The organism is Arthrobacter sp. 05L417, assembly GCF_056397865.1.
Window position 1 is genome coordinate 1 of record NZ_JBFTOG010000056.1, and the last position, 26,075, is coordinate 26,075.

At 64.7% G+C, this 26,075-nt stretch carries 20 protein-coding genes and 1 pseudogene; 13 read left to right on the plus strand and 8 right to left on the minus strand.

The features are described from left to right. Nucleotides 1–1,691 (minus strand): DUF222 domain-containing protein (locus tag AC1DJW_RS24955; protein WP_476902807.1); only part of this gene is annotated, 1,691 nt, incomplete at its 3' end. Between the two features lie 494 nt (nucleotides 1,692–2,185). Between AC1DJW_RS24955 and pdxS the strand changes: the two genes are divergently transcribed. Beyond that, nucleotides 2,186–3,112 (plus strand): pyridoxal 5'-phosphate synthase lyase subunit PdxS, encoded by a 927-nt coding sequence (pdxS, locus tag AC1DJW_RS24960; RefSeq protein ID WP_306959754.1) that lies wholly within the window; start codon nucleotides 2,186–2,188, stop codon nucleotides 3,110–3,112. A 447-nt stretch (nucleotides 3,113–3,559) separates the two neighbouring features. On the opposite strand, the gene AC1DJW_RS24965 is transcribed toward pdxS, so the two are convergent. From AC1DJW_RS24965 to AC1DJW_RS24975, 3 genes are read right to left on the minus strand one after another with little or no spacing between them, the layout of a single operon-like run. Further along, on the minus strand, nucleotides 3,560–5,572 hold the full coding sequence (locus tag AC1DJW_RS24965; RefSeq protein WP_476902808.1) for a M3 family metallopeptidase: 2,013 nt from the start codon (nucleotides 5,570–5,572) through the stop codon (nucleotides 3,560–3,562). Nucleotides 5,573–5,620: 48 nt separating this feature from the next. Then, entirely contained in the window at nucleotides 5,621–6,373 is a 753-nt protein-coding gene (locus tag AC1DJW_RS24970; protein WP_459340532.1) for a type 1 glutamine amidotransferase, read from the minus strand. Then, nucleotides 6,370–7,665, minus strand: coding sequence for a Mur ligase family protein (locus AC1DJW_RS24975; RefSeq protein ID WP_459340533.1), 1,296 nt, complete (start codon nucleotides 7,663–7,665; stop codon nucleotides 6,370–6,372). Before AC1DJW_RS24975 ends, AC1DJW_RS24970 begins: the two co-directional genes overlap by 4 nt. 100 nt (nucleotides 7,666–7,765) lie before the next feature. On the opposite strand from AC1DJW_RS24975, the gene pdxT reads away from it, so the two are divergent. The 9 genes from pdxT to AC1DJW_RS25020 all read left to right on the plus strand — a co-directional run bounded on the left by pdxT (nucleotide 7,766) and on the right by AC1DJW_RS25020 (nucleotide 17,645). Further along, nucleotides 7,766–8,467 (plus strand): pyridoxal 5'-phosphate synthase glutaminase subunit PdxT, encoded by a 702-nt coding sequence (pdxT, locus tag AC1DJW_RS24980; RefSeq protein ID WP_236810687.1) that lies wholly within the window; start codon nucleotides 7,766–7,768, stop codon nucleotides 8,465–8,467. A 3-nt stretch (nucleotides 8,468–8,470) separates the two neighbouring features. After that, entirely contained in the window at nucleotides 8,471–9,226 is a 756-nt protein-coding gene (locus AC1DJW_RS24985) for a YebC/PmpR family DNA-binding transcriptional regulator (protein ID WP_284754939.1), read from the plus strand. A 44-nt stretch (nucleotides 9,227–9,270) separates the two neighbouring features. Beyond that, nucleotides 9,271–9,849 (plus strand): crossover junction endodeoxyribonuclease RuvC, encoded by a 579-nt coding sequence (gene ruvC / locus AC1DJW_RS24990; protein ID WP_459340534.1) that lies wholly within the window; start codon nucleotides 9,271–9,273, stop codon nucleotides 9,847–9,849. An 89-nt stretch (nucleotides 9,850–9,938) separates the two neighbouring features. Further along, a complete protein-coding gene (ruvA, locus tag AC1DJW_RS24995; protein ID WP_284754937.1) occupies nucleotides 9,939–10,583 on the plus strand; it encodes a Holliday junction branch migration protein RuvA in 645 nt (214 codons plus the stop codon). Then, nucleotides 10,576–11,652: a Holliday junction branch migration DNA helicase RuvB gene (ruvB, locus tag AC1DJW_RS25000; RefSeq protein WP_390277414.1), complete on the plus strand. Its 1,077-nt coding sequence runs from the start codon at nucleotides 10,576–10,578 to the stop codon at nucleotides 11,650–11,652. The genes ruvA and ruvB overlap by 8 nt, the downstream gene beginning before the upstream one ends. Nucleotides 11,653–11,842: 190 nt before the next feature. After that, the gene (gene yajC, locus AC1DJW_RS25005; protein ID WP_284754953.1) at nucleotides 11,843–12,226 is read left to right on the plus strand and encodes a preprotein translocase subunit YajC; all 384 of its coding nucleotides are present in this window, start codon (nucleotides 11,843–11,845) and stop codon (nucleotides 12,224–12,226) included. Nucleotides 12,227–12,335: 109 nt separating this feature from the next. Further along, nucleotides 12,336–14,090: a protein translocase subunit SecD gene (gene secD / locus AC1DJW_RS25010; RefSeq protein WP_284754934.1), complete on the plus strand. Its 1,755-nt coding sequence runs from the start codon at nucleotides 12,336–12,338 to the stop codon at nucleotides 14,088–14,090. Further along, entirely contained in the window at nucleotides 14,090–15,103 is a 1,014-nt protein-coding gene (gene secF, locus AC1DJW_RS25015) for a protein translocase subunit SecF (RefSeq protein WP_390277412.1), read from the plus strand. Before secD ends, secF begins: the two co-directional genes overlap by 1 nt. A gap of 148 nt (nucleotides 15,104–15,251) precedes the next feature. Next, the gene (locus AC1DJW_RS25020) at nucleotides 15,252–17,645 is read left to right on the plus strand and encodes a RelA/SpoT family protein (RefSeq protein ID WP_390277926.1); all 2,394 of its coding nucleotides are present in this window, start codon (nucleotides 15,252–15,254) and stop codon (nucleotides 17,643–17,645) included. A gap of 11 nt (nucleotides 17,646–17,656) precedes the next feature. Here AC1DJW_RS25020 and AC1DJW_RS25025 read toward each other — a convergent pair whose 3' ends face one another. The 3 genes from AC1DJW_RS25025 to AC1DJW_RS25035 all read right to left on the minus strand — a co-directional run bounded on the left by AC1DJW_RS25025 (nucleotide 17,657) and on the right by AC1DJW_RS25035 (nucleotide 20,833). After that, nucleotides 17,657–18,301: a type IV toxin-antitoxin system AbiEi family antitoxin gene (locus tag AC1DJW_RS25025; protein WP_390277410.1), complete on the minus strand. Its 645-nt coding sequence runs from the start codon at nucleotides 18,299–18,301 to the stop codon at nucleotides 17,657–17,659. A 94-nt stretch (nucleotides 18,302–18,395) separates the two neighbouring features. Then, the gene (locus AC1DJW_RS25030) at nucleotides 18,396–20,000 is read right to left on the minus strand and encodes a DUF349 domain-containing protein (RefSeq protein WP_390277408.1); all 1,605 of its coding nucleotides are present in this window, start codon (nucleotides 19,998–20,000) and stop codon (nucleotides 18,396–18,398) included. Between the two features lie 65 nt (nucleotides 20,001–20,065). Then, nucleotides 20,066–20,833, minus strand: coding sequence for a peptidylprolyl isomerase (locus AC1DJW_RS25035; RefSeq protein ID WP_390277924.1), 768 nt, complete (start codon nucleotides 20,831–20,833; stop codon nucleotides 20,066–20,068). A 260-nt stretch (nucleotides 20,834–21,093) separates the two neighbouring features. On the opposite strand from AC1DJW_RS25035, the gene hisS reads away from it, so the two are divergent. From hisS to AC1DJW_RS25050, 3 genes are all read left to right on the plus strand, one after another. Continuing rightward, complete coding sequence (gene hisS, locus AC1DJW_RS25040) at nucleotides 21,094–22,446, plus strand: histidine--tRNA ligase (RefSeq protein ID WP_476902809.1); 1,353 nt, start codon at nucleotides 21,094–21,096, stop codon at nucleotides 22,444–22,446. Between the two features lie 145 nt (nucleotides 22,447–22,591). Beyond that, on the plus strand, nucleotides 22,592–24,385 hold the full coding sequence (aspS, locus tag AC1DJW_RS25045) for an aspartate--tRNA ligase (RefSeq protein WP_390277404.1): 1,794 nt from the start codon (nucleotides 22,592–22,594) through the stop codon (nucleotides 24,383–24,385). A gap of 126 nt (nucleotides 24,386–24,511) precedes the next feature. After that, nucleotides 24,512–25,255, plus strand: coding sequence for a GNAT family N-acetyltransferase (locus tag AC1DJW_RS25050; RefSeq protein ID WP_476902810.1), 744 nt, complete (start codon nucleotides 24,512–24,514; stop codon nucleotides 25,253–25,255). On the opposite strand, the pseudogene AC1DJW_RS25055 reads toward AC1DJW_RS25050, so the two are convergent. Beyond that, nucleotides 25,136–26,075: pseudogene (locus tag AC1DJW_RS25055) on the minus strand (HNH endonuclease signature motif containing protein); the annotation flags it as partial. The gene AC1DJW_RS25050 and the pseudogene AC1DJW_RS25055 overlap by 120 nt on opposite strands.

Sequence of the window (26,075 nt, forward strand, 5' to 3'; positions counted from 1 at the left end):
CTGAAGTAGTGGTTGCGTCGGGGTGTTTGGCGGGGGTCGAGGTGGGGTGGTGGTTTGAACCATGCCGTGCCGGTTTCCATGGTGATGGTCCAGTGTTCTTTGTGGATGACGTGGTGGTGGTGGCTGCATAGCAGGGTGCCGTTGTCGGTTCCGGTGGTGCCGCCCTGTGACCAGTAGGTGATGTGGTGGGCTTCGCACCAGGGTGCGGGGATGGTGCAGTCGGGGAAGGTGCAGCCTTGGTCGCGGGCGATGATGGCTTTGCGGATGTGGGGCGGGAAGATCCTGGTGCTGCGGCCGATGTCCAGGACGCGGCTGTCGCTGCCGAGCAGGACGGGGATGATGTCCGCGTCGCAGGCGATCTTGCGGATGACCGAGGGGTGGATCGGGCCTTGGAAGGTGGAGGCACCGGTGCCGGGGCGGGGGCTTGTGCCGGGGCGGAGGTTCGCGGTGGTGGGGGTTTCGCGGTCGATGCGCTTGAGCAGGTCTTGGTAGTCGATGGTGACCATGACCTGGGGGCGGAGTCCGCCGTTCGCCGGCAGCCCGCCGGTGGCCAGGGCGATGCTGCAGGCGCCGGTGAGTCCGTCGAGCAGCTTCTGTGCACGGGAGCGGCGGTCCAGGGCGGGGTCGGCGGTGTCGTGCTCCGGGTGTCCCGCGGGGCGGCCGGTGGTGCCGGCTGGATCCGGATCCTGTGCTCCGGCGGCGGTGTCGTTTGTGTGGTGCTGGAGGCGGGGGTTGGTGGCGGTGTTCATGGCGGTGGCGAGGGTTTCGAATTGTTCGGCGGTGGCGAAGATTTCCAGGTGGTGCAGGCCGCGGCGGGGTTTGCGGATGAATGCTCCTTGGCGGTGGCGGAGTTCTTCTTCGCTGGGTTCGGTTCCGTCCTGGTCGATGGCGTCGACCCAGCGCTTGGCCATCCGGTTCACGAAATCGGGGTCGCTCCGCACGGCGGTTTGGGTGAGTGAGTGCTCCATCTGCAGGGTGGTTTCCTGATCGGCGAGGTGGCGTACCTGGTCCAGGGCCGTGCTGATGATGGTGGCCGATCGGGACGGCACGGCTGCGGTGGAAAGGGCCGCGGCGAGGACTTCGTGGCGTTCGGGTACGTCCTGTCCGGTGATCCCTGTCCGGGGGAGCACGCCGGAGGCCAGGGTGAGCCGGCGCCTGGCCTCGCCGATGCCGATCCGCAGCCTGGCGCGCAGGAATTCGGCCGCGTTCCGGTAACCGTCGTCCACCGCGCCTACTGAGGCTTCCGTGGGCTCGGTCCAGCCGGTCCTCCACCCCGGGGCCGCGGATGGCTGCCGTGCCGCCTGGGCTTCGCTGCGGGTCCGTTCCACGGCCTGGGCGGCGACGAGCTGCAAGAACTCCACCGTCCGGGAGATCTCTTCGACCTTGCCGGCGAAATCCGCGGCATCGGGGAAAGTGAACGAGCGGGTGTCGGAGGGAGCGGTTGCGCGCAGCGCATCCATCGCCGCCACCGCCAGGTCAAGGCCACCCGCGGGGGACGGTGCGGCGGCGGCCGGGTTTTGGAACTGGGAAGAGTTTTGGAGCTGGGAAGGAATTTGGAACTGGGAAGGGTTTTGGAGCACGGCGTGGCGGGCAGCGACGGGCTTCAGGCGGCGGGACAGGCGCCCCGGCGCCGCGATCCCGCCGTCGGGCAGGCCTGCCCGACGTGCCACGAGTTGACCGATGCCTTCCATGACTAAACCCTGTCACGGGGGTCTGACATTAAAGGCCGTCGGACCGCGATCCGAAAAGTCGAAAAGCGAAACAAGGAAAACTGGTCCCAAAATCAGGTGCTAAGTTCCCAATGAATCCGGATCGCCTCGGCGATCGGGCCGGCGCTGACGGGTGCCTGGGGCTGTCGGGGCAATCACTTGGAGTAAAAGGTAGGACGAGCATTCCCGCAACCAAGCGACGAGCGTACAATTTCGATCCGGCGACCAATCTGGCGCCGTCAATGGCCACCTGAAGTATCGCGACACGCGGACCCATATCACCCGGTTTGCGGCGCCTGCCGGTGCGGGCGGAACTGCGTGGCCCGGCTCCGGTAATCAAGTACGACGGGCACAGCGCAGGGGACTAGTATTGAAGTTACTTGGTCAATGTGACCTGGAAATCCGGTGTGCGCTGTGTGTGGCCTCTGTCCGCCTGCGCCCCGGCCAAGGTCTTCTATCTACCCATAGGGGTTTTTGTGTCTACACCTGATGTAAGCAACGAAGCCGGTTCGTCCGCAGCCAGCGTTACGGGCAGCAGCCGCGTCAAGCGCGGCATGGCCGAGATGCTCAAGGGCGGCGTCATCATGGACGTCGTCAACGTCGAGCAGGCCCGCATCGCCGAAGATGCCGGTGCCGTGGCCGTGATGGCGCTCGAGCGCGTTCCCGCCGACATCCGCGCCCAGGGCGGCGTGTCCCGCATGTCGGACCCGGACATGATCGACCAGATCATCGCCGCCGTGTCCATCCCCGTCATGGCCAAGGCGCGCATCGGCCACTTCGTCGAGGCACAGGTCCTGCAGTCCCTCGGTGTTGACTACATCGACGAGTCCGAGGTCCTGACCCCGGCCGACTACACCCACCACATCGACAAGTGGAACTTCACCGTTCCCTTCGTCTGCGGTGCCACCAACCTGGGCGAGGCGCTGCGCCGCATCAACGAGGGCGCGGCCATGATCCGCTCCAAGGGCGAGGCCGGCACCGGCGACGTCTCCAACGCCACCACCCACATGCGCCAGATCCGCGCCGAGATCCTCCGCCTCTCTACCCTGCCCGAGGACGAACTCTACGTCGCGGCCAAGGAACTGCAGGCCCCGTACGAGCTCGTCAAGGAAATCGCCGCCACCGGCAAGCTCCCCGTCGTCCTCTTCACCGCTGGCGGCATCGCCACCCCGGCCGACGCTGCCATGATGATGCAGCTCGGCGCGGACGGCGTGTTCGTCGGGTCGGGCATCTTCAAGTCCGGCAACCCGGCACAGCGTGCCGCCGCCGTCGTGAAGGCCACAACCTTCTTCGACGACCCCGACGTCATCGCCAAGGTCTCCCGCGGCCTGGGCGAAGCCATGGTGGGCATCAACGTCGAGGAAATCCCGGAGCCTCACCGCCTCGCCGAGCGCGGCTGGTAAGTCTTAGTTAAGCCGGCGCTCTGTTGGTGCGCCGGGCGGCGCTGATCCTCGGCGTGCTATTCCCCGCGTTTCGCTGCCGCGGCTTTGCGGCGGCGAGGGGCGGGGGCCCTTTTACGCACGCTGCCGGATCACACCGTCCGGCGCCTCGGCCGGATCACATCGTTCGGCGCCTTGCGCGACCGGTTGGCGGGCCGGCAGGCCCCGATCCTCGGCCTGCTATTCCCCGCGGCCCGCTGCCGCGGCTTTGCAACGGCATAGGGCGGGGGCCCTTTTACGCAGGCTGCCGGATCAGTGCCCGCCTCGCTCTCCCGCTAAGTACGACGCCGGCCGGTCACCTTCTTCGGTGACCGGCCGGCGTCGTCCGTTAACCCAACTGACTCGCAGTTGTTGTCGTTATGAGGCTCCATAACGACAACGACTGCTAGCTAGTTGGGTCGGCCAGCCCACCTACTCGAGGCCGCGGCGCTTGAGGAGGGGCTCCAGGGCGGCGTCGCGGCCGCGGAGCGTGCGGAACGATTCCAGTGGATCCCGGCTGTTGCCTCGGGAGAGCAGCTCCGAGCGGAATCGTTCGCCGTTCTTGCGCAGCAGTCCGCCGTTTTCCGTGAACCAGTCGACAGTTTCCGCGTCGAGCACTTCACTCCAGATGTAGGAGTAGTACCCCGCCGCGTAGAAGTCCCCGGCGAAGATGTGCTGGAAGTACCCTGTGCGGTACCGGGGCGGTATGAGGGAGTGCGCCACACCGGCCGAAGCCAATGCCTTGGCTTCGAAGTCCTGCGCGTCCTGAGGAACGCCGTCGACGTCCAGCACGTGCCAGGCCAGGTCCAACAGGGCCGCCCCGAGGTATTCCGTGGTGGCAAAACCTTCGCCCCAGAGCTTGGACTCGTTGAGGCGGTCAATGATGTCCTGGGTGAGCGGTTCCCCGGTGGCATAGTGCCGGGCGTAGTTGCCGATAATCTCGGGCCACATGATCCACATCTCGTTGACCTGAGACGGATACTCCACGAAGTCCCGGGGGACCGATGTTCCGGAAAACCGTGGATACATGACGTTGGAGAAGAGTCCGTGCAAGGCATGGCCGAACTCGTGGAACGTGGTCCGGACCTCGTCCAGGGTAAGCAGGGTGGGTTCTCCGGCCGGCGGTTTGGAGATATTCAGGTTGTTGATCACAACCGGCTTGGTACCCAGCAATGCTGACTGCTCGACGAGCGAGTTCATCCAGGCGCCGCCGCGCTTGGAGTCCCGAGCGTAGTAGTCGCCAAGGAAGAGGCCAAGCTCAGAGCCGTCCTCGTTTCGCACCTCCCAGACCCGGACGTCGGGGTGGTACCCCTCAAGGTCTTCCCGCTCGTGGAAAGTAATACCGAAGAGGCTCGTGGCTGCGAAGAACACTCCGTCCACCAGTACCCGGTCCAATTCGAAATAGGGCCGTAGCAGCTGTTCGACCACCTCGTACCGCTCCCGGCGGACCTTCGAGGAGTAATACGCCCAGTCCCAGGCTTCCAGCGGGTGGCCTGCGCTCTGCGCCAAGGCGCCCGCTTCGGCGTCGGCGTTGCGGATGGCCGCAGGAGCGAGCCGGTTGAGCATCGACTGAACGGCCGCGAAATCGGGGGCGGTCTGGCGGTCCATGACGAGTTCGGCGTAGTTGCCGAACCCGAGGAGTGTCGCCTTCTCTGCCCTCAGACGCACCATCGCCTTCGCTAGCTCCATCACGTCCAGGCTGCCGCCGTCGCTGCCCCTCGCAAGGGATGCCTCATAGAGGCGACGGCGGAGCTCGCGGTCCTGCAGAGAAGCCAAAGCAGGCTGGTTGCTCGGCTGTATGAGGGTCAGGAGGTATTTCCCCTCGTGTCCAGCGGTGCGTGCTGCCTCGGCGGCACTGGCGATCTCGTCCGCCGGCAGGCCGGCAAGTTCCGTGGCGTCATCCACCACAAGGGCGGCGGCCTTCATGGCTTCCTTGACGCGTTGCCCGTACTCCGTTCCCAGACGGGACAGTTCGGCGTTGAGGCTCTTGAGCGTTTCCTGGTCATCTGGATCAAGCTGGATGCCCGACTGGCGGAATTCGCGGAGGTACTCCTGCACCAGCCGGATGGATTCGTCATCGAGTCCTGAGGTGTCTACGGCCGCGAATCGCTCGTACAGTCCGCGGTTGAGATAGACCGCGTCCTGATGGCTCGCGAAGCGGGGAGACAGCTCGGTTTCGAGTTCGCGGATGGCCTCCGAGGCGTCGGCGGAAACCAATGTGAAGAAGGATGCCGCTGCCCGCTCCAGCAGGCGTCCTGAGCGTTCCATCGCAACCGCCGTGTTTTCGAAGGAAGCGGGCTCGGGATTGTCCACGATGGATTGGATCTCGGCCAGGTGCTCAGCGAGCCCCGCGTCTACGGCTTCGGCGTAGTGGCTGTCGTGGATTGTTGCGAAGGGCGGCAATCCGTAGGGAAGGGTACTCGGCTCCAAGAGAGGGTTCGTCATGAAGCAACCCTTTCATGCAGGGCCCCCGCCCACAACGGTTTTCCCGTGTTAGCGCGGCCGCCGTGCCGCGTGTTCGCGCGCGAGGCGGGCAAAGTCGTCGTCGGGCGTTCCGGGGACGAAAGTACCGTACTTGCGTTCGACGGCGGTCCGGATCAGGAAATCGGCGATGGCAGGATTCTTGGGCAGCAGGGAACCGTGGAGGTAGCTGGCAACAACATTCCGGTGCCTGGCCCCCTCATGGTTGTCTTTGCTGTTGTTGCCGGCACCTTTGGACACGGTGCCGAGGGGCTCGACGCCGGGGCCCAGGGAGGTCTGTCCGCTGTGGTTTTCGTAGCCCATGATTTCGCCGAACTCGGGCGAGGTGAGGGTGACGTTTCCGATGAGGCGTTCGTCGGTACCGACGGTCTCGACGTCAAGGATGCCGATACCGGGGATAACAGGGCCGCTCTTCGTCTTGAAGAACTTGCCGAAAAGCTGGTAGAGCCCGCAGATAACCAGCATGGGCGTTCCGTCCTCGGCCATCCCGCGGAGCTGCTCGCCGCGTGCCTGGAGATCGTCCTGGATGACGACCTGGCCACTGTCCTGTCCGCCACCGCCCACAATGAGATCGACATCTTCGGGGAAGTCGTCGCCCACGTTGTATTCAAGGAGCTCGGGCGTATATCCGTGCCAGAGCAAGCGCTGCCTCAAGACGAGTGCGTTTCCCCAGTCCCCGTAGATGTTCATGTCGCGGGGGTACAGCTGCAGGACCCGGATGGTGCCCTTGCTGGCGTGGAGGGTGGTGTCTTCGGCCGGGGTCATGAGACCACCTCTACTGTGGTGATTTTGGAGAGTTCACGCCGGATGGCCAACATCGCGGTGTAAGTGCAGAACACGCGTTTCGGCTTGCCCGCCGACCCCCGGATGAATTCAGCCAAGGCCGCAGGGATGTCCGTGTCCACGGAGCCGAAGCGGACCTCGTCGTACTGGAGGCGCAGGGCCATGTCGTACGCACGGACACCGCTGAGGACCTCGACGCCGTCCTCGCGCAGGGATTCGAATTCAACGTCCCAGAGCCACGACATATCACGGCCGTCGGCATAGTTGTCGTTGATGGCGATCATGGACGCGTAGCCCTTCGCCGGGAATGACTTCAGGCCCAGGCGGAAACCGCTCGGGTTCTTTACCAGCACCAACTCAAGGGGCTGGCCATCCACCGTCAGGCTCTCGCCGCGGCCAAATGCCGGAGCCACCTCGGAGAGCGCCTTGACCAGCTTGGCGGCATCGCCGGGCCGTCCGCTTGCCCCGGTGATGCTCCTGGCCAGCACCAGCGCGGCGGCGGCGTTGAAGATGTTGTAGACGCCGCGGAGTTTCATGTGCGTGGACACGCGGGTTCCGTCGAACTCGAAGTCGGCGTCGTCCGTACCAACCCGGCGGAGTACGACGTCGGCTGTTTCGACGGCGGGAACGTCACCGCGAACGCTGGTTTCCGGAGCCGCGGCCCGCATGTCGTCGTCGTTCGGGAAGGTGCTCCGGAGTGATTCGTCCAATCCGAAGTAGAGCACTTCGGGGCCGCTCACGGCTCCCGCGATGCGCGCGACCCGGGGATCCTCGCGGTTCAGGACCACGGTCCCGGTGGTGCGCTCAGCAATGCGCTGGAGGAGCAGCGCGGTGGTGTCGATTTCGCCGAAACGGTCCAGTTGGTCGCGCAGGACGTTGAGGAGAAGGCAATAGCGCGGCGGGACCTTGTTCACGAAATGCACGGCATGCGCCTCGTCGAGTTCCAATACCGCGACGTCGGCGTCCAGCCTGCCGCGCCAGTCCACCTCACCAAGAAGGGCAGCTGCCACGCCTCGGGTGAAGTTGCTGCCCGTGCGGTTGGTGAAGACCTTAAGGCCTTGGCTTTCGAGGAGCTCCACCACCATTTTGGTGGTGGTCGTCTTGCCGTTGGTTCCGCTCACCACAGCCACGCCGTGGGGGAGCGAGGACAGGGTCCTCTGCATGAAGCCGGGGTCGATCTTCTCGACCACGAGGCCAGGCAAAGCCGAACCCCCGCCGCGAAGCCGGGACACAGCACGGACCAGCTTGCCGAGCGGAACGGTGAACGAAAACATGCTCTGTAATATATCCCAGTTGGTGCATAAACCACGTGCCGCAAAGCTGCCATGGGGTTGCAGGGCGAGCCCGGCGGTGGCGGCGCATTATGATGGTCGAATGACCAATCCCCCTTCCGAGGCGTCATCAAGCGTGGGCTCGGGCCTGCGCATCGGCGTCCTCGCCCTACAAGGCGATTTTCGTGAGCACATCCACGCCGTCGAAGCGGCCGGTGCCACCGGCGTCGGCATCCGGCGTCCGGCGGAACTCGACGACATTGACGGCCTCATCATTCCGGGCGGCGAGTCCACCACCATCGACAAGCTGGCGCGCATCTTCGAACTCGCCGATCCCATCCGCAAGCAGATCGCGTCCGGGCTGCCGGTCTATGGATCCTGCGCCGGCATGATCCTGCTCGCGGACGATATCGCCGACCCCGCCACGGACCTGGCCGGGAATCCGCAACAGACTTTCGGTGGATTGGACATCACGGTGCGCCGCAACGCCTTCGGCCGGCAGCGCGAGTCGTTCGAAACCGACCTTGACTTCAAAGGCCTCGAGTTCAGTGCAGGCGAGTCCGGCGTCGACCCAGTCCACGCCGTCTTCATCCGCGGACCGTGGGTGGAACGGGTCGGTCCCGGCGTCGAGATCCTTGCCCAGGTGGAACCGGGGAAAGCCACCCACACGGACACTTTGCATGGGTTGGCTAGAATTGTTGCAGTGCGCTCAGGTCGGTTGCTGGCCACCTCCTTCCACCCGGAAGTGACTGGGGAGAAGCGCGTGCATGAACTGTTTATTCGAATGATCAGAGGGGAAGTTTAAAGCATGTCAGGCCACTCCAAATGGGCGACGACCAAGCACAAGAAGGCCATCCTCGATAGCCGCCGGGCCAAGTCGTTCGCCAAACTGATCAAGAACATCGAAGTCGCGGCCCGCATGGGCGGACCGGACCTCGCCGGCAACCCGAGCCTCGAACTGGCTGTCACCAAAGCCAAGAAGACCTCGGTCCCCGCTGACAACATCGACCGCGCCATCAAGCGCGGAGCCGGCCTGACCGGCGAAGTGGTCGATTACACGGAGATCATGTATGAAGCTCGCGGTCCGCAGGGTTCCGCCCTTCTGATCGAGTGCCTCACGGACAACAAGAACCGTGCCGCTTCCGAGGTCCGCCTCGCTATCTCCCGCAACGGCGGCACCATTGCCGACCCCGGCTCCGTGAGCTACCTCTTCACCCGCAAGGGCGTCGTCAACCTGCCCAAGAACGGGCTCAGCGAAGACGACATCCTGATGGCTGTCCTCGACGCCGGCGCCGAGGAAGTCAAGGACAACGGCGACACCTGGGAAATCCACTCGGAGCCCACCGATCTCCCCGCAATCCGCGAAGCCCTCAAGGAAGCCGGCATCGAATACGAGACGGACGAAGCTGAATTCGTCCCGTCCATGCAGGTGCCGCTGGACCTCGACGGCGCCAAGAAGTTCATGAAGCTCGTCGACGCCCTCGAGGATCTCGACGACGTCCAGAACGTGTACACCAACGCGGACATGAGCGAGGAAGTCCAGGCTGCGCTCGAAGCCGAGTAGTGCCTTTTGCGACATAGCCAGACAACAAACAGGGAGGCCCGGACTTGACTCTTCGCGTATTGGGAGTCGATCCGGGCCTCACCCGTTGCGGCATCGGAGTAGTCGACGTCGAACGGAACCGCCGCGCCACCATGGTGGCCGTCTGCGTCGTGGGAACCTCCCCGGAGCAATCATTGGACCAGCGCCTGCTGGTCATCGCCAAGGCCATCGATGAATGGCTGGACCTGTACAAACCCGACGTGCTTGCGGTCGAACGGGTTTTCTCCCAGTTGAACGTCAGCACGGTCATGGGCGTCGCCCAGGCGTCCGGCGTGGTCATCGCGGCCGCTGCGCGGCGCGGCATCCCGGTGGCGCTCCACACGCCGTCGGAGGTCAAGGCTGCCGTCACGGGAAGCGGCACCTCCAACAAGGAAGCCGTGACGAAACTCATCACCAAAATCCTTCGTCTTGACGCCCCGCCCCGCCCGGCCGACGCCGCGGACGCGTTGGCCCTCGCTGTCACCCACGCGTGGCGGGCCGGCAGCGGTGCCTCAGTTGCTACCACCGGGCCAGGTAGCAGCGCATTGACGCCCGCCCAGCGGGCGTGGGCTGAAGCCGAGGCGAAAGCGCGCCGCGCCCGGTAATTGTCGGCGGCCCTTGCTAGGGTATTCGTAGATATGTTCGGATAGCCCGCGGCGCAGCATGCACGGGGCAGTACTTCAGGAGCCGGGTCTTGATCAGTTTTCTCCGCGGAACCGTGGCACACGTCAGTCTCTCCACGGCCGTCATCGATCTCAACGGTGCCGGAATGAGTGTTTACGCCACGCCCCAAACGCTCAGCCACCTGCATGTCGGCGAGGAAGCGAAGCTGTTCACTTCGTTGATCGTCCGGGAGGACTCACTGACGCTCTTTGGTTTCTCGAACGATGACGAACGGGAAGTCTTCGATGTCCTGCTCAGTGTGAGCGGGGTGGGGCCGCGGCTGGCCCTCGCGGTCCTGGCCGTCCATGAGCCCGAAGCGATCCGGGTGGCCGCGCATTCAGGTGACGCCAAGTCATTCACCAAGGTCCCCGGTATCGGGCCAAAGGTGGCCGGCAGGATCGTCCTGGAGCTTGCGGGGAAACTCGTACCTCACGGCACCGCGCCCGGGGCAGCCCCCGCCGTCGCGGCCGAGTCCGTGTGGAAGCCGCAGGTGGTCGCGGCCATGACGAGCCTCGGCTGGTCGGAGAAGGACGCCGCCGGCAGCATCGACAAAGCAATGGCCGATTCCCCGGAACTTGCCGACGCCGGCAACGTCGCCCAAATCCTGCGCGCAACCCTGCGCTGGCTTGGGCAGGACGGGGCCCGCGCCGGAAACCGGGTAGGCAGCCGTGGCTGAACAGTCCCTCGTTACCGGGGGAGAGGAACCCGAAGAGCGCGTCATCGAGGCCGCGCTGCGCCCGAAGAACCTGCACGACTTCGTAGGCCAGCACCGCGTCCGCAAGCAACTCTCGCTCGTGCTGGAAGCCTCCAGGATGCGTGGTCGGAGCGCGGACCACGTCCTGCTTTCGGGCCCTCCAGGGCTGGGCAAGACCACGCTCTCCATGATCATCGCGGCCGAGATGAACGCTCCCTTGCGTATCAGCAGCGGCCCGGCCATCCAGCACGCCGGAGACCTCGCGGCCATCCTCTCCTCGCTTTCTGAAGGCGAAGTGCTCTTCCTTGATGAAATCCACCGGATGTCCCGGCCCGCGGAGGAAATGCTGTACATGGCCATGGAAGATTTCCGGGTGGACATCGTGGTAGGCAAGGGTGCGGGCGCAACTGCCATTCCGCTTGAGTTGCCGCCCTTCACCCTCGTCGGGGCAACCACGAGAGCCGGACTGCTGCCCGGACCGCTGCGTGACCGCTTTGGTTTTACCGGGCACCTGGAGTTCTATTCCGTAGCGGAGCTCGAACTGGTTCTGCGCCGCTCGGCCGGACTGCTTGATCTCAAGGTCAACTCGGCCGGGTTCAGCGAGATCGCGGGCCGTTCCCGCGGAACTCCGCGTATCGCCAACCGGCTTCTGCGCCGTGTCCGGGACTGGGCTTTGGTCCACGGCATCGAACAGATCGATGCCCGTGCCGCCTCCGCCGCACTCGACATGTATGAGGTGGACCAGCGTGGATTGGACCGCTTGGACCGCGCAGTGCTGGAGGCGCTGATCCTCAAGTTCAACGGTGGTCCCGTGGGGCTCTCCACCCTTGCGATCGCCGTCGGGGAAGAACCGGAAACCGTCGAGACGGTCGCTGAGCCGTACCTGGTGCGCGAAGGCCTTTTGGGGCGGACGCCGCGCGGCAGGATCGCCATGGCGTCAGCATGGACGCACCTTGGATATGCGGTGCCGGCGGGAGTGTTCGGGCAGGACCCGCTGGCGTTGTTCGAGGACAGCGAAAACGGGGCAGAAAGCATCGACACCGGCCGATAGCACGATCCTTTCAGCTTAACCCTCTAGACTGGTATGACACTCGGCACGTTCGAGTCCTTGGTTCTGTGCCCGCACGTCGGAGCATTGTGCGGCCAAGTGGGCGAAAGCTCCACGGCCGCCGGATCCACCGGGCAGACATGGCCGTGAAACCAAAAACGTAAGTAAAGAACGGAACTTCCCTGTGGATCCAATGACAATCCTGCTGTTCGCCATGCTCGGCGTCTTCATCTTCATGATGTTCCGCCGCAACAAGAAGACGCAGCAACAGCAGGCCAAGCTGCAGTCCCAGTTCGCCCCCGGCGTTGACGTCATGACCAGTTTCGGACTGTTCGGGCGCATCGTCTCGATGGACGACGCTGAGAACAAGGTTGTCCTTGAACTGTCTCCGGGCAACCTCGCCACGGTGCACCGCCAGGCCGTTACCAAGATCGTTGAGCCCGCCGAGGAGGCCTCGGTTGACGTTCCGGATGACGCGTCGTCGCTGACGGCCGCCGATGCCGAAGCGTCGGCATCCGCGGAGACCCCGGAGGAAACCCTCAAGCGCCTCAATGACGAGGGCAAGAAGGACAACTAGCCCGTACCCGCTCTACAAGCGGGAATAGTTCTACGGCAATGAATCGCCGCCGGCCTGCGCTCACCCGTGCATGTCGGCGGCTGTTCCGTCATCAACAGGAAGATCGAACATGGCACGAACCGGCCACAAAAATGCAGCCCGCAGGGTGCTGATCTGGCTTGTCGCAATATTCGCTGTACTGACAGCAGTCCTCGGTGGGGGCGTCATCACCGGTCATGCAAGCTGGGCTCCAAAGCTCGCGCTTGACCTTGAGGGCGGCACGCAAATGATTCTCGCGCCCAAGGTCGAAGGATCCACCGGCATCAACGAGGAACAGTTGAACCAGGCCGTTGCGATTATTCGCCAACGCGTTGACAGCTCCGGCGTTGCGGAAGCGGAAATCACCACCCAGTCCGGCCGTAACGTCGTAGTGAGCCTTCCCGGGACGCCCAGTTCGGAAACCCGTGCCCTGATCCAGGCATCTGCCGACATGAACTTCCGCCCGGTGATCACCACGGGAGACCCTGCGGCCGTTCCCGTGGCATCGCGGACGCCGGACGCAAGCCTGCCCAAGCCCACGGCTGCGCCAACCAACGCCAGCGACAGCAACTGGGTGACAGCGGACGTCTACAAAGCCTTCGAAGCCCTGGACTGCGCCAATCCCGCCCAGGACAAGCAACCTCGGTCAGATCCCGCCAAGCCGCTGGTGACTTGCGAGCCGGCAACGGCAACGACTCCTGCCGTCAAGTACATCCTTGGCCCGGTCGAGGTGAAGGGCCAGGACATCGTGTCGTCCTCCTTCGATCCCGTCCAGGGCGCACAGGGCTCGGTCACCAATGCGTGGGGCGTGACGATCACGTTCGACGCCAACGCCACCAAGACCTTCAAGGACGTTACGCAGAGGCTCAACCAGTTCTACGTGGCATCCCAGGCACAGGGCGGCAACGACCCCAAGGCCCAGTTCGCCATCGTCCTGGATGACCAAGTCATCTCCGCGCCGCGCGCCCTCGCCGTCATCACCGATGGCAAGCCGCAGATCACGGGTAACTTCACGCAGGCATCCGCACAGGCGTTGTCGGACCAGCTTCGCTACGGTGCTTTGCCCATCAGCTTCGATATCCAGTCCGAGGAGCAGATTTCCGCTACCCTCGGTGGCGAGCAGCTGCGTCTTGGCCTGCTGGCCGGTGTGATCGGCCTCCTGCTCGTGGTGGTCTATTCGCTCTTCCAGTACCGGGCCCTGGGCTTCGTCACCATCCTCTCCCTCGTGGTGGCCGGCGGACTCACGTACCTCGCCATCGCGATTCTGGGCTGGACCGAAAACTACCGGCTGTCCCTGGCCGGTGTGGCGGGTCTCATCGTGGCCATCGGCCAAACAGCAGACTCCTTCATCGTGTACTTCGAACGCATCCGTGACGAACTTCGTGAGGGCAAGGGCCTTGTGTCCGCCGTCGCGAATGGTTGGAAGCGGGCCAAGCGCACGGTCCTTGCCTCCAAGGCCGTCAACCTGCTCGCTGCCCTGGTGTTGTACTTCGTCGCTGTTGGAAACGTCCGCGGCTTTGCCTTCACCCTTGGCCTCACCGCGTTGGCAGACCTCCTGGTCGTCTTCATGTTCACGCACCCGACGCTCCAGGTGCTGGCCCGGACCAAGTTCTTCGGCGAAGGTCACCGCTTCTCCGGGCTCGACCCTGAGCGCCTGGGCGCCGTGCCGCTGTACCGCGGTGCCGGCAGGCTCCGCACGCCGACCGAGAAGCCCGCCGTCGTGCGCGCCCGCAACACCGGTGCTGCCGCGGAAGCCGAGCGCCGCATGACCATCGCCGAACGTCGGCTTGCCGAGAAGCAAGCTCAGCTGGCTGGTTCTTCCAACGGCACCAAGGAGGAGAAGTAATGACCACGAGCTTCGCAAAGTTCGGCAACGAGCTCTACACGGGCAAGCGCTCTTACAACTTCGTGTCCAGCAAGAAGATCTGGTTCATCATCGCCGCTGTGGCGGTGGCGATCTCCATCCTCCTGCCGGTGGTCAAGGGCGGCTACAACCTCGGAATCGACTTCCGGGGCGGTTCCGAGTTCACGGTGTCCAATGTGAAGACCACCGAGTCCGCCCCAGGCGAAAAGGCGGTCCACGACGTCGTACCCGGTGCGGTTCCCCGCGTCGCCAACGTCGCCGGCAGCACCATGCGTATCCAGACCGACAAACTCAGCGATGACCAGACCGTCAAGATCAAAACGGATCTTGCAAAGGCGTATGGCGTCACCGACAACCAGGTCACCTCGACCTTCATCGGCCCCACCTGGGGGCAGGATGTCACCAAGCAGGCCTTGATCGGCCTCGCGGTGTTCGTGGGCCTGGCCGCTCTTTTGATGGCTTTGTACTTCCGCACCTGGAAGATGTCGGTCTCTGCCCTCGCCGGCATGCTGGTCACGATGTTCAGCACCGCCGGTGTCTACTCCTTGAGCGACTTCGAGGTGACACCGTCTGCCATCATCGGCTTCCTGACGGTCCTCAGCTACTCCCTGTACGACACCGTGGTGGTTTTCGACAAGATCCGTGAAAACACCTCGGACATCGCCACCTCCAGCCGGCGTACCTTTGCCGAAGAGGTCAACCTCGCCGTCAACCAGACCCTGGTGCGCTCCATCAACACCATGATGGTGGCAGTATTGCCCGTCGCCGCGATTCTTTTCATCGGTGCCGGACTGCTTGGCGCCGGCACGCTCCGCGACCTGTCGCTGGCGTTGTTCGTCGGCATCCTGATCGGGACCGCGGCGACGATCTTCATCGCGGCTCCGCTCTACGCGTGGCTGCGGCAGAGTGAACCGGAGCTGCAGAAGCAGGCCAAAAAGGTGGCAACCCGTCGCGCGGCAGCCGCCAGTTCGAGCGCGGAAGCCGCCGCCGTTTAGCCTGGTTTCCCGTTGAAGGGCCGGTCACCGTTGAAAAGCGGTGGCCGGCCCTTTGCGTTCCCGGATCCGTCATCTGGGTACCGGTTCTTGGAGAGGTCACCAGCGGGAATAGACTGGGAGAATTAAGTCAGTCGTGAGAGGTGCTTTTGTGGAGGAACGTACGACGTCGGCGCCGCCGGCGGGCGGAGAGGACGGCCTGAGCCGCGTGGCCGGCACCGCAACTGCAGCTACGGGCAGCACCGTGGATGGTGTGCCCGTGGACAGCCCGGGCGTGCGCCCGACGTTCCCCGGACGGCGCGAGCGGACGCGCTCCAGGCTGGCGAAATTGACTGGGCGGGGCGCGAGCACCTATTCGCCCATCCTCGAACCGCTCTTGCGGACGGTCAGGGCCAACAACCCCAAGGAAGACCTCGATCTCATCCAGCGGGCCTTCACCGTAGCCGAGCGCAGCCACCAGGGGCAGAAGCGGAAGAGCGGCGATCCGTACATCACCCACCCCGTGGCAGTGGCCACGATCCTGGCCGAACTGGGGCTCACCGGCACAACCTTGGCCGCTGCCCTCTTGCACGACACTGTGGAGGACACGCCCTACACCCTCGCTGACCTGACGCGCGATTTCGGCCCGGAGGTCGCGATGCTCGTGGACGGCGTCACCAAGCTGGACAAAGTCCAGTTCGGTGAGGCGGCACAGTCCGAGACCGTCCGCAAAATGGTTGTGGCCATGGCCAAGGACATCCGGGTGCTGATGATCAAGCTTGCGGACCGGCTGCACAATGCCCGCACCTGGCGTTTTGTTTCCGCTGAATCATCCGCACGCAAAGCGCGTGAAACGCTTGAGATCTTTGCGCCGCTGGCCCACCGCCTCGGCATGAACACCATCAAATGGGAGCTCGAAGATCTTTCCTTCGCCGCCTTGTATCCGAAGGTGTATGAAGAAATCGTGCGGATGGTGGGGGACCGCACTCCGGAGCGCGAGAAGAGCCTGAGCGTTATCCGCAACCAGATTGCCGAAGACCTCCGCGTTGCCCGCATCAAGGCCACCATCACTGGCCGCCCCAAGCATTACTACTCGATCTACCAAAAGATGATTGTCCGGGACAAGGACTTCGACGACATCAACGACCTCATGGGCGTGCGCGTCCTGGTGGACTCCGTCCGTGACTGTTATGCAGCTCTTGGCACCTTGCATTCGCGCTGGAACCCCCTTCCGGGGCGGTTCAAGGACTACATCGCCATGCCGAAGTTCAACATGTACCAGTCCTTGCACACCACGGTCATCGGTCCCGGGGGCAAGCCCGTCGAGATCCAGATCCGTACCCACGAAATGCACCGCCGTGCCGAGTATGGCGTGGCGGCGCACTGGAAGTACAAGGACCAGCCCAACCGGACCGCCGTAGGCCCGGGAAGTCCCAAAGACGGGGACATGGGCTGGTTGCGTTCGTTGGTCGACTGGCAGCAGGAAACGTCGGATCCCGGCGAGTTCCTGGACTCGCTGCGTTTTGAGATCAATGCCCGGGAAGTGTTCGTCTTCACCCCCAAGGGCGAAGTCATGGCCCTTCCCGCAGGATCGACGCCGGTGGACTTCGCCTACGCGGTCCACACCGAGGTGGGTCACCGGACCATCGGTGCGCGCGTCAACGGCAAGCTGGTTCCGCTCAACAGCGAACTCAATCACGGCGACTGGGTGGAGATCTTCACCTCCAAGGCCGAGGGCGCAGGACCAAGCCAGGACTGGCAGCATTTCGTCAAGAGCGCCCGGGCCCGCAACAAGATCCGGCAGTGGTTCAGCAAGGAACGCCGCGAAGAGGCCATCGAGCGCGGCAAGGACCAATTGACCCGGGCCATGCGCAAGCAGAACCTGCCGCTGCAACGGCTCATGACGCATGACGCCCTGTCCACGGTGGCGGAGGAATTCCACTACGTCGACATTTCCGGGCTGTATGCCGGTGTGGGCGATGGGCATACTTCGGCGCAATCCGTCATGGAAAAGCTCATGGAGCACCTTGGCGGCCACGAGACGCCCGATGAGGACCTGGACGAAGTCAGTATTCCCTCGCAACTCCAGAAGACCCGGTACTCGGATTCCGGCGTCATTGTCCGGGGCGTGGGGGATGTCTGGGTGAAGCTCGCGCGCTGCTGCACGCCTGTACCGCCCGATCCGATCCTCGGGTTCGTGACGCGGGGCTCGGGTGTGTCGGTACACCGCACCGACTGTACGAATGTCTCCGATCTGCGGGACCAGCCCGATCGGATCGTCGAGGTTGAATGGGCTCCGACGCAATCCAGCGTCTTCCTCGTTGAGATCCAGGTGGAAGCACTGGACCGGAAGTCGCTGCTCTCCGACGTTACCCGCGTGCTGTCTGAAAACCACGTCAACATCCTGGCCGCTTCCGTGCACACGTCGAGCGACCGGGTGGCCATCTCCCGCTTCGCCTTCGAAATGGGCGACCCGAAGTACCTGCACCATGTGCTCAGTGCCGTGCGCAGGATCGACGGTGTCTTCGACGTCTACAGGACCACGGGCAATCGCAGGAGAAGCTGAACGGTAGCAACTCAGGCGGCCGCCTCAGGTGGGAATGCCTCGGCCGGCATCGCGTCAACGGTTTGAGCCAGCGTGGCGAGCTTGCGCAAGGCGGCCTTCTTGTGGGGGACCCTCGCGGACGCCTCCACTGCGAGGGTCAAGAGCCGCAGCCGGACCCCCAGCTCATCCCGGGACAACAGCATTCTCAGTGCGGGCAGGGCCCTGTCCGCTTCGACGTGAAGTGCCACGTCCACGGCCGTCCGAAGGGGACTGGTCACGAGGAGTCCGCCGATGCTGACCACGTCCAGTTGACCCAAGCGCACTTCGTGCAGGATGCAGCCACGGGCCGATCGCACGCTCGATATACGGTGTTTGGCATCGACTAGGAGCGAGAGCCTTTCAGGTGCATCCGCGCAACCGTAGATCCAGGCCGCGGTCATGCGGCCCGCAATGACCTTCCTGCGGATGCGATCCGGGACCGCAAGGGCGGCCGCGCGGGCGCGGAGCTTCGGCGTGACAACCAGCCCGGAAGGAGTGAAGCTCTTCTCGTAGAGCGGGGTGAGCACGCCGTCCGCAGCCATTGATTGAAGCTCGGCCCACGTGAACTGCGGGCTGGGCGCGTACAGTTCCTGGGCAGGGAAGTCCTGTTGCTGCGAAGGCGGTAATCTCGGGGCCATTCAGCAATCATCGCGTGGCCACCGCAACGGGAACAGGCCCCGTCCCGGTTATGTGGATAACCGGGACGGGGCCTGTTGGTTCAAGCTTGTACTGCTAGGCGAGGTCGCTGGCCGAGCGCTGGATCTGGTCAAGCCAGGCCTCGCGGGCTTCAAGGGCCTCACGGGCATTCTTGATGCGGCGCTGGTCCCCGGCCTTTTCAGCCTTTTCCAGGTCTTCCTTCAGGCCGGCGATGGCCGCCTCCAGCTGGGACAAGGCACTGTTGGTGCGGGCCTTGGTTTCAGGGTTGCTCCTGCGCCACTTGTCCTCTTCGGCTTCGCGGACGGCGTCCTCGACCTTGCGCAGGCCGGCTTCGATCCTGCCCATGTCGGCGCGGGGGACCTTTCCGGCTTCTTCCCAACGGTCACGGATGGACTGCAGGGCCTTCTTGGCAGCATTGAGGTCCGTGATTGGCAGCAAGGCCTGGGCCTCGACGATGAGCTCTTCCTTGACGGAAAGGTTGGCCGTGTACTGCTGGTCGATCTCATCGTTGGCGGCCTGGCGGTTGCTGAAGAAGACGTCCTGGGCGGCACGGAAACGGAGCCAGAGGGCGTCGTCGTCCTTGCGGCTGGCGCGAGGCGTAGCCTTCCACTGGTCCATGAGGCGGCGGTATTCGCCGGCCGCGAAACCCCAGTCCGTGGAACTGGAGAGGGCTTCGGCCTCGACGATCAGTTGTTCCTTGGCAACCTTCGCGGCCGAGTTGGTGCTGTCCAGCTGGGAGAAGTAGGCGCGGCGGTGGCGGTCGAAGACGGTGCGTGCCGAGCGGAACCGCTTCCACAGCGCGTCCTCGTTGCTTCGTCCAAGCCGGATGCCGTTCTTCTGGGCTGTCTTCCAGCTCTCGAAGAGTTCGTTCATGCGGGCGCTCGACGTCTTCCACTGGACCTGGGATGGGTCCTGGGACGCGATGGATTCGGCTTCGGCAACGATCGCCTCGCGTGCCGCGAGCTCCGCGGAGCGTGCGGCGTCGTGCGCGGCCTTCTCGGACTTCTCCAATTCGGAAATCTGTCCGGCCAAGGCGTCGAGTCGGGCTTCGGCAGTGCGGATGTCGCCCACCATGTTGCGCTCGGCCAGCTGCTCGCGCAGGTGCTCGACCGTCTTCTGCATGTCCGTGGCCGGGGCCTTGGACTCCACACGGTGTTCCATCAAAACGATCTGCGCGACCACGTCGTCGTACTTCCGGGCGAAGTATGCCAGCGCCTCGTCGGTGCTCACACCCGGGTACTGTCCCACCGGCTGCTCTTCGCCGTCGATGGTCAGGAAGACGTGGCCGTCACCCTCGGCGCGCCCCCACTTGGCGGCTTCCGCCAAGGACACAGCCGTAGGCTGGGCGGCCGGCGCTGCCGGAATCACGCTGGCTGCGGCTTTCGGCCGGGCAGCAAATGCGGCGGGAGAAGGTGCATGCGAGGGCGCAGGGCGTGGCGTTGGAGAAGCAGGCTTGGCAGCGGGCTCTGCCGGGGCAGCTACGGGCTCTGCCGCATCCACTGCCGCGTCAGCTACGGGCTCTGCCGGGGCAGCCACGGGCTCTGCCGCGTCAGCTACCGGGGCAGCCACGGGTTCTGCCGGGGCAGTTGGCTCGACGCCGGGTTGCTCGGCTACCGGTGCCTGGGTTTCTTCGTCGTTGGCCACTACTGCAGTTTCGTCGGATTTCTGACTGTCTGTCACCGCTAAAAGTCTTTCGCTTGGAGGGATTACTAAGGTAATGCGCCGTGGACCATGGCCCGGGCTGGTTACTTCAGAGAAAATGAGTCTATCGTGACAGCTGCCACAGGGGCGCCGTCGGTGGCGCTGCTGCCCGGATTAATACCCGCTTGGGCAATCTTCGTCACAACATCCATCCCGCTCGTCACCTTGCCGACAATCGTGTACCCGCCGGCAGAATCCGGGGGAATGACCGTGTCCTTGTACACGATGAAGAATTGGTGCCCATTGCCGTAGGCGTTGTTGCCGGTCCTCGCGACGGCGATGGTTCCGGCCGGGTAGGTGTTGTTGGCGGGGGTGTTCTCGAGTGGTCCCCAGTGGAAGTTGGGGTCGTCGCTGGTGTCCGTTCCCTTGGCTCCGCACTGCAGCACCGAAAAGTTGTCGGCGGTGGTCAGTCGAGGGCACTTTAGTCCGCTGTAATAGCTCGCATCGGTGAGGGATTTGAATACGGCTGCTGCCTGGGGAGCTGTTGTGCCGTCCAGTTCGACGCCGACTGCCCCTCCGTTGAGGCTGAGCTGGCCAGTGAACGTCTTACCCGCGGCGGTATCCGCTTTGGGGATGCCGGCACTATTCGAGCCTGTCGCTGCGGCGGACGCGGAGGGGTTCGCGGAGGCCGACGGCGAACTGAGTCCGGCCTGCGCCGCTGCGAACTCCGACTCGCTCGGGTTCGAGTTGAACACCGTGAGTTGGAGTACGACGGCGGCAATCAGGGCGGCGGCACCCACACCGACGGCGATCACATTGTCCCGGCGGCGGCGCTTGCCCTGTGCACGCCGAAGCTCGCGCTTGGCTTCCATCTGCCTGATGCGCCGTTTGGCTTCACGGTTGTCCCGCGGCCTTGTAGACAAGAGTCCTCCTGGTTGTCTGGACAAGCTTCCATCGCAAGCAAGCCAAACCCGGGTGCCCGCATTAGATGTGCAGGCGCCGAAAGCATAAACTGGCTGCCGCACATAGTTTATGCATGACTGGCTGGACGCCCGCCTAACCTGAGCCGAATCGGGCCGTGGTTCGTGGCGCCAGGTCCGGCCCGCGCAATCATTGAGGAGAAATTTCCACCATGGCTCGTACTGCCTCCCTGTCCGGATTCCCCGAGTGGCTTCCCCAGGAGCGGTTGGTGGAACTGCATGTGTTGGACACGTTGCGCAAGACGTTCGAACTCCATGGTTTCTCTTCCATCGAGACCCGCGCTGTGGAAACAGTCGGCCAACTCCTCCGCAAGGGCGAGATCGACAAAGAGGTATACGGTCTCAGCCGCTTGCAGGAAGACGAGGACGCCGGCGAGGGCGGAAAGTCGGACAAGGCGGATCCAAACGCCCTGGCCCTCCACTTCGACCTCACGGTGCCGTTTGCCCGCTACGTTGTCGAGAACGCCGGCTATCTCGCCTTCCCGTTCCGTCGCTACCAGATCCAGAAGGTGTGGCGGGGTGAGCGTCCCCAGGAAGGCCGCGCCCGCGAGTTCACGCAGGCGGACATCGACGTCGTGGGCGACGGCGAACTGCCGTTCCGCTACGACGTCGAGATTGCCCTCGTCATTGCGGAAGCGTTGAGCGCCCTTCCCATTCCGGACTTCCGCCTGCGTATCAACAACCGCAAGTTGGCCGAGGGCTTCTACCGCGGTATCGGCCTCACGGACACTGCGGGCGTGCTTCGCAGCATCGACAAGCTTGAGAAGATCGGCGACGCGAAAGTTGCCGAATTGCTCAGGAGCGAGCTTGGCGCCACGGATGAGCAGGCAGCACTCGCCTTGAAGCTTGCAAGCATCCGCACCGAGGACACGTCCTTCGTGGCGCAGGTGCGGGCGCTCGGTGTCTCGGATGGGCTTCTTGAAGAGGGCCTCAGCGAGCTGGAACAAGTCATTGAGGCTGCAGTGCAGCGCGCCCCCGGCAAGGTTGTTGCCGACCTCAGCATCGCCCGCGGCCTTGATTACTACACCGGCACGGTCGTCGAAACTGTCCTGGTGGGACACGAGCAGCTCGGTTCCATTTGCTCCGGAGGCCGCTACGACGCCCTTGCCAGCAAGGGCAACCGCAAGTTCCCCGGCGTCGGCCTCTCGATCGGGGTGACCCGCCTCGTCTCCCGCATCCTGAGCCAGGAATTCGCGACGGCGTCGCGCTCGGTGCCCACGGCAGTGCTCGTTGCGCTGAACAACGACGACAGCTGGTCTGCTGCCCAGGATGTCGCGGCCCAGCTGCGCGGACGGGGGATCGCAACCGAAGTCGCGGCGAAGGCCGAGAAGTTCGGCAAGCAGATCAAATTCGCCGACCGACGCGGCATTCCTTTCGTCTGGTTCACGGACGACGACGGTAAGCACCAGGTGAAGGACATCCGCACCGGAGAGCAAGTCGACGCGGATCCGGCCAGCTGGGAGCCGTCGCCCGAGGATCTCCACGTCCGCATCACCACGCGGTAGGCAGGAACCGGCGCCTCAAGGGCCTCAACCCTTAGGCGTCAGCCGGGAGCAGACCGGGCCTGGTGGGTCCACGCTTCATTCATACGGGTAAACTCGAACGGGATCGTTTTGTCATGATCCTGAAATTCATGTTGAAAGGAATGCTGTGCTGCGCACACATGACCTCGGATCCTTGCGTTCCGAGCACATTGGACAGACCGTCACCCTGGCAGGCTGGGTAGGCCGCCGCCGAGATCACGGTGGCGTGGCCTTCGTCGATCTGCGTGACGCGTCCGGTGTCGCCCAGGTGGTTGTCCGCGAGGAAGAGGTCTTCCACGGCCTGCGCAATGAATACGTGCTGCAGATCGTTGGCACCGTCAGCAAGCGTCCCGAGGGCAACGAAAACCCGCACCTCGCCACCGGTGAGATCGAGGTCATCGCTGAGAAAGTGGTGATCCTCAACACCTCGGATCCCCTGCCGTTCCAGATCGACGAGCACGTGGAGGTCGGTGAGGAAGCCCGCCTCAAGCACCGCTACCTTGACCTGCGCCGGCCCGGCCCCGCCCGGAACATGCGCCTGCGCTCCGAGGCTAACCGCGTGGCCCGTGAGTTGCTTCACCAGCAGGGTTACGTGGAGATCGAAACTCCCACGCTGACGCGCTCGACGCCGGAAGGCGCCCGTGACTTTGTTGTTCCGGCGCGTCTGGCCCCGGGTTCCTGGTACGCGCTTCCGCAGTCGCCGCAGCTTTTCAAGCAGCTGCTCCAGGTGGGCGGTTTCGAAAAGTACTACCAGATCGCCCGTTGCTACCGCGACGAAGACTTCCGTGCGGACCGCCAGCCGGAATTCACCCAGCTCGACATCGAAGCCAGCTTCGTTGACCAGGACGACATCATTGAGCTCGGCGAAGGCATCGTCAAGGCACTGTGGCAGCTGATCGACGTCGAGATCCCGACGCCGATCCGCCGCATGACTTACCACGAGGCGATGGCCAAGTACGGCTCCGACAAGCCGGACCTGCGCTTCGGCCTGGAACTCACCGAATTGACGGAGTTCTTCAAGGACACAAACTTCGGTGTCTTCAAGGCGCCCTACGTCGGCGCCGTCGTCATGCCCGGCGGAGCCTCGCAGGCCCGCCGCGCGCTGGACGCCTGGCAGGAGTGGGCTAAGCAGCGCGGCGCCAAGGGTCTCGCCTACGTGCTGTTCAAGGAAGACGGTGAGCTCACGGGCCCCGTTGCCAAGAACCTCACGGACACCGAGCGGGCGGGCTTGGCCGACGCCGTCGGCGCAAAGCCCGGCGACTGCATCTTCTTCGCGGCCGGCGAGAAGTCACCCTCCCGAGCCCTGCTGGGTGCTGCCCGCGTCGAGATCGGCCACCGCACCGGCCTGATCGATCCCAAGGACTGGGCTTTCGTCTGGATCGTGGACGCCCCGATGTTCGAGCCCGCAGCCGCAGCTGTCGCCTCCGGTGACGTCGCGGTGGGTGGCGGACAGTGGACGGCCCTGCACCACGCCTTCACCTCCCCGAAGCCCGAGTTCCTCGACTCCTTTGACAAGGACCCGGAATCGGCCCTGTCCTATGCCTACGACATCGTGTGCAACGGCAACGAAATCGGCGGCGGATCCATCCGTATCCATGAGGCCGATGTCCAGGAGCGCGTTTTCGAGCTCATGGGCCTGGACAAGGAAGACGCGCAGACCAAGTTCGGCTTCCTGCTCGAGGGATTCAAGTACGGCGCACCTCCTCACGGCGGCATGGCCTTCGGTTGGGACCGCGTCGTGGCCCTGCTGGCCGGCGTGGACTCGATCCGCGATGTCATCGCTTTCCCGAAGTCGGGCGGCGGCTACGACCCCCTGACCGCTGCTCCTGCGCCCATCACGGCGCAGCAGCGCAAGGAAGCCGGAGTCGACTTCAAGCCTGAGGCCAAGGCGCAGGCAGTACCGGCAGCCAAGCCCGAGTAGCCGGAAACCGCAGAAGCAACCCGGAGGCCCTCGCACATTGCGGGGGCCTCCGGCGTACCATGACGGCGATTGATTTGAGGAGGACGCGTGGCGCAGGAGTTGAGCCTTGCATTGATTGAGGAGCTGATGGACCGTGCGTGGCCGGCCCCGGACCGTGAGGACACCGGGGGATGGGTCATGCGGGCCGCCGGGGGTGTCACGCAGCGGGCAAACTCGGTCTGGCCCAGGGAACAGGCCGAAGACCACGAATCGGCAGTCCGCGCCGCCACGCAGTGGTACCGCTCCCGGCGCCTGCCGCTGATCTTCCAGGTCTTCGACGACGAGCGGAGCACGGGCCTCAACGCGGTGCTTGATGTGCAGCGATTCACCCGGCAGTCCGAGACACTCATCATGGTCCGGCCGGACGGTGCCCTTCCCGGTACCCCGCGCGATGGCGTGGCGAACGACGTCGAGATCTCCGAAGAGCCTTCCGAGGAGTGGCTCCGGCTGTGGTGGTCGGTAGACGGGCGCGGGGGAGACGCCGAGCTGGAGATCGCGCGGACGATCCTGGAGTCTTGCCCCTCGGTCTACGCCCTCGTGAGGGACAGCGACGGCGCACCGGCCGCCGTCGGGCGCCTCGCCCTGATGGAGGGGAGGGGCGGCATCTATTGCATGGCGACCACGGCCAGGCACCGCCGCCGTGGCTTGGGGCGGCAGGTTCTTGACGCCCTTCTTTCGGCTGGCAGTCACCGAGGCGTGTCGGAGTTCTGGCTATTGGTGATGGCCTCGAACGCCGGCGCCCAGGCCTTGTACGAGGGCGCCGGGTTCGCAGAGCACAGCAGGTACCTCTACCGGCAGGCCCGGCCGCAGCGGGCGTTGTCGGGCTGCTAGGAGGCGCGGGCAGGGCTCGCCGGTGACCTGTAGGTGGTGTGGCCAGTGGGGTGGTTCCCAGTCCTGGTGTTCGCTGGGGTAGTGCCGGTGTGAGGGTGAGGTCCACCCGGGTGGACTGTTTTTGCCGGCGGGGGTGGGGGTCCATGCGGTGTTTGAGGCGGTGGTGTTTGGGGCAGGGTTGGCCGAGGTTGGTGATGCCGGTGGTGCCTCCGTGGGCCCAGGCGAGGAGGTGGTCTGCTTCGTTGTCCAGGGAGTGGTTGTTGCAGCCGGGGAAGGTGCATTTGCCGTCGCGGAGCCGCAGCCATTGGCGCTGGGCTTTGGTGAGGCGGTAGCTGGTGCGTCCGATTTCTAGCGGGGCACCGTCCCGGGGGTCGGTCAGGACCCGGTGGAAGGACTCGGCGCCCTCGGCGACCAGTGCCCGGGCCATGGAGGGCGGGATCGGCCCGTCCCCGTCGAGCACGGCCGGTTCGTCGGTGGCGCCCAGGAGGGACAGGGCCGGGACGGTGACCAGGACCTGCGCCCTCGGGGTCGGGACCCGTCCCGCCGTGCCCGGTTCCATGCCTCCGGCGACCGTGCCGCTCAGCCCCGTGCCGCCGTCGGGCAGTCCGCCGTCGACCGTCGCGGAGCCGGTGTTGGTGAGGAGCCAGGTGGCGGTGATGTCGGCGCGGAGCTGGGCGAGGGTCCGGGTTTCGTGGGGGCCTTGGAGGGTGCGGGCTGCGGCGGTGCTCCGTTCCCAGATCCCTGCGGCGGTGGCTGCGGGGAGGTAGGCGGAGAGCCAGGCCATGCCGTCGCGGTCCGGGAGGTATTCGACCCGCCGGTC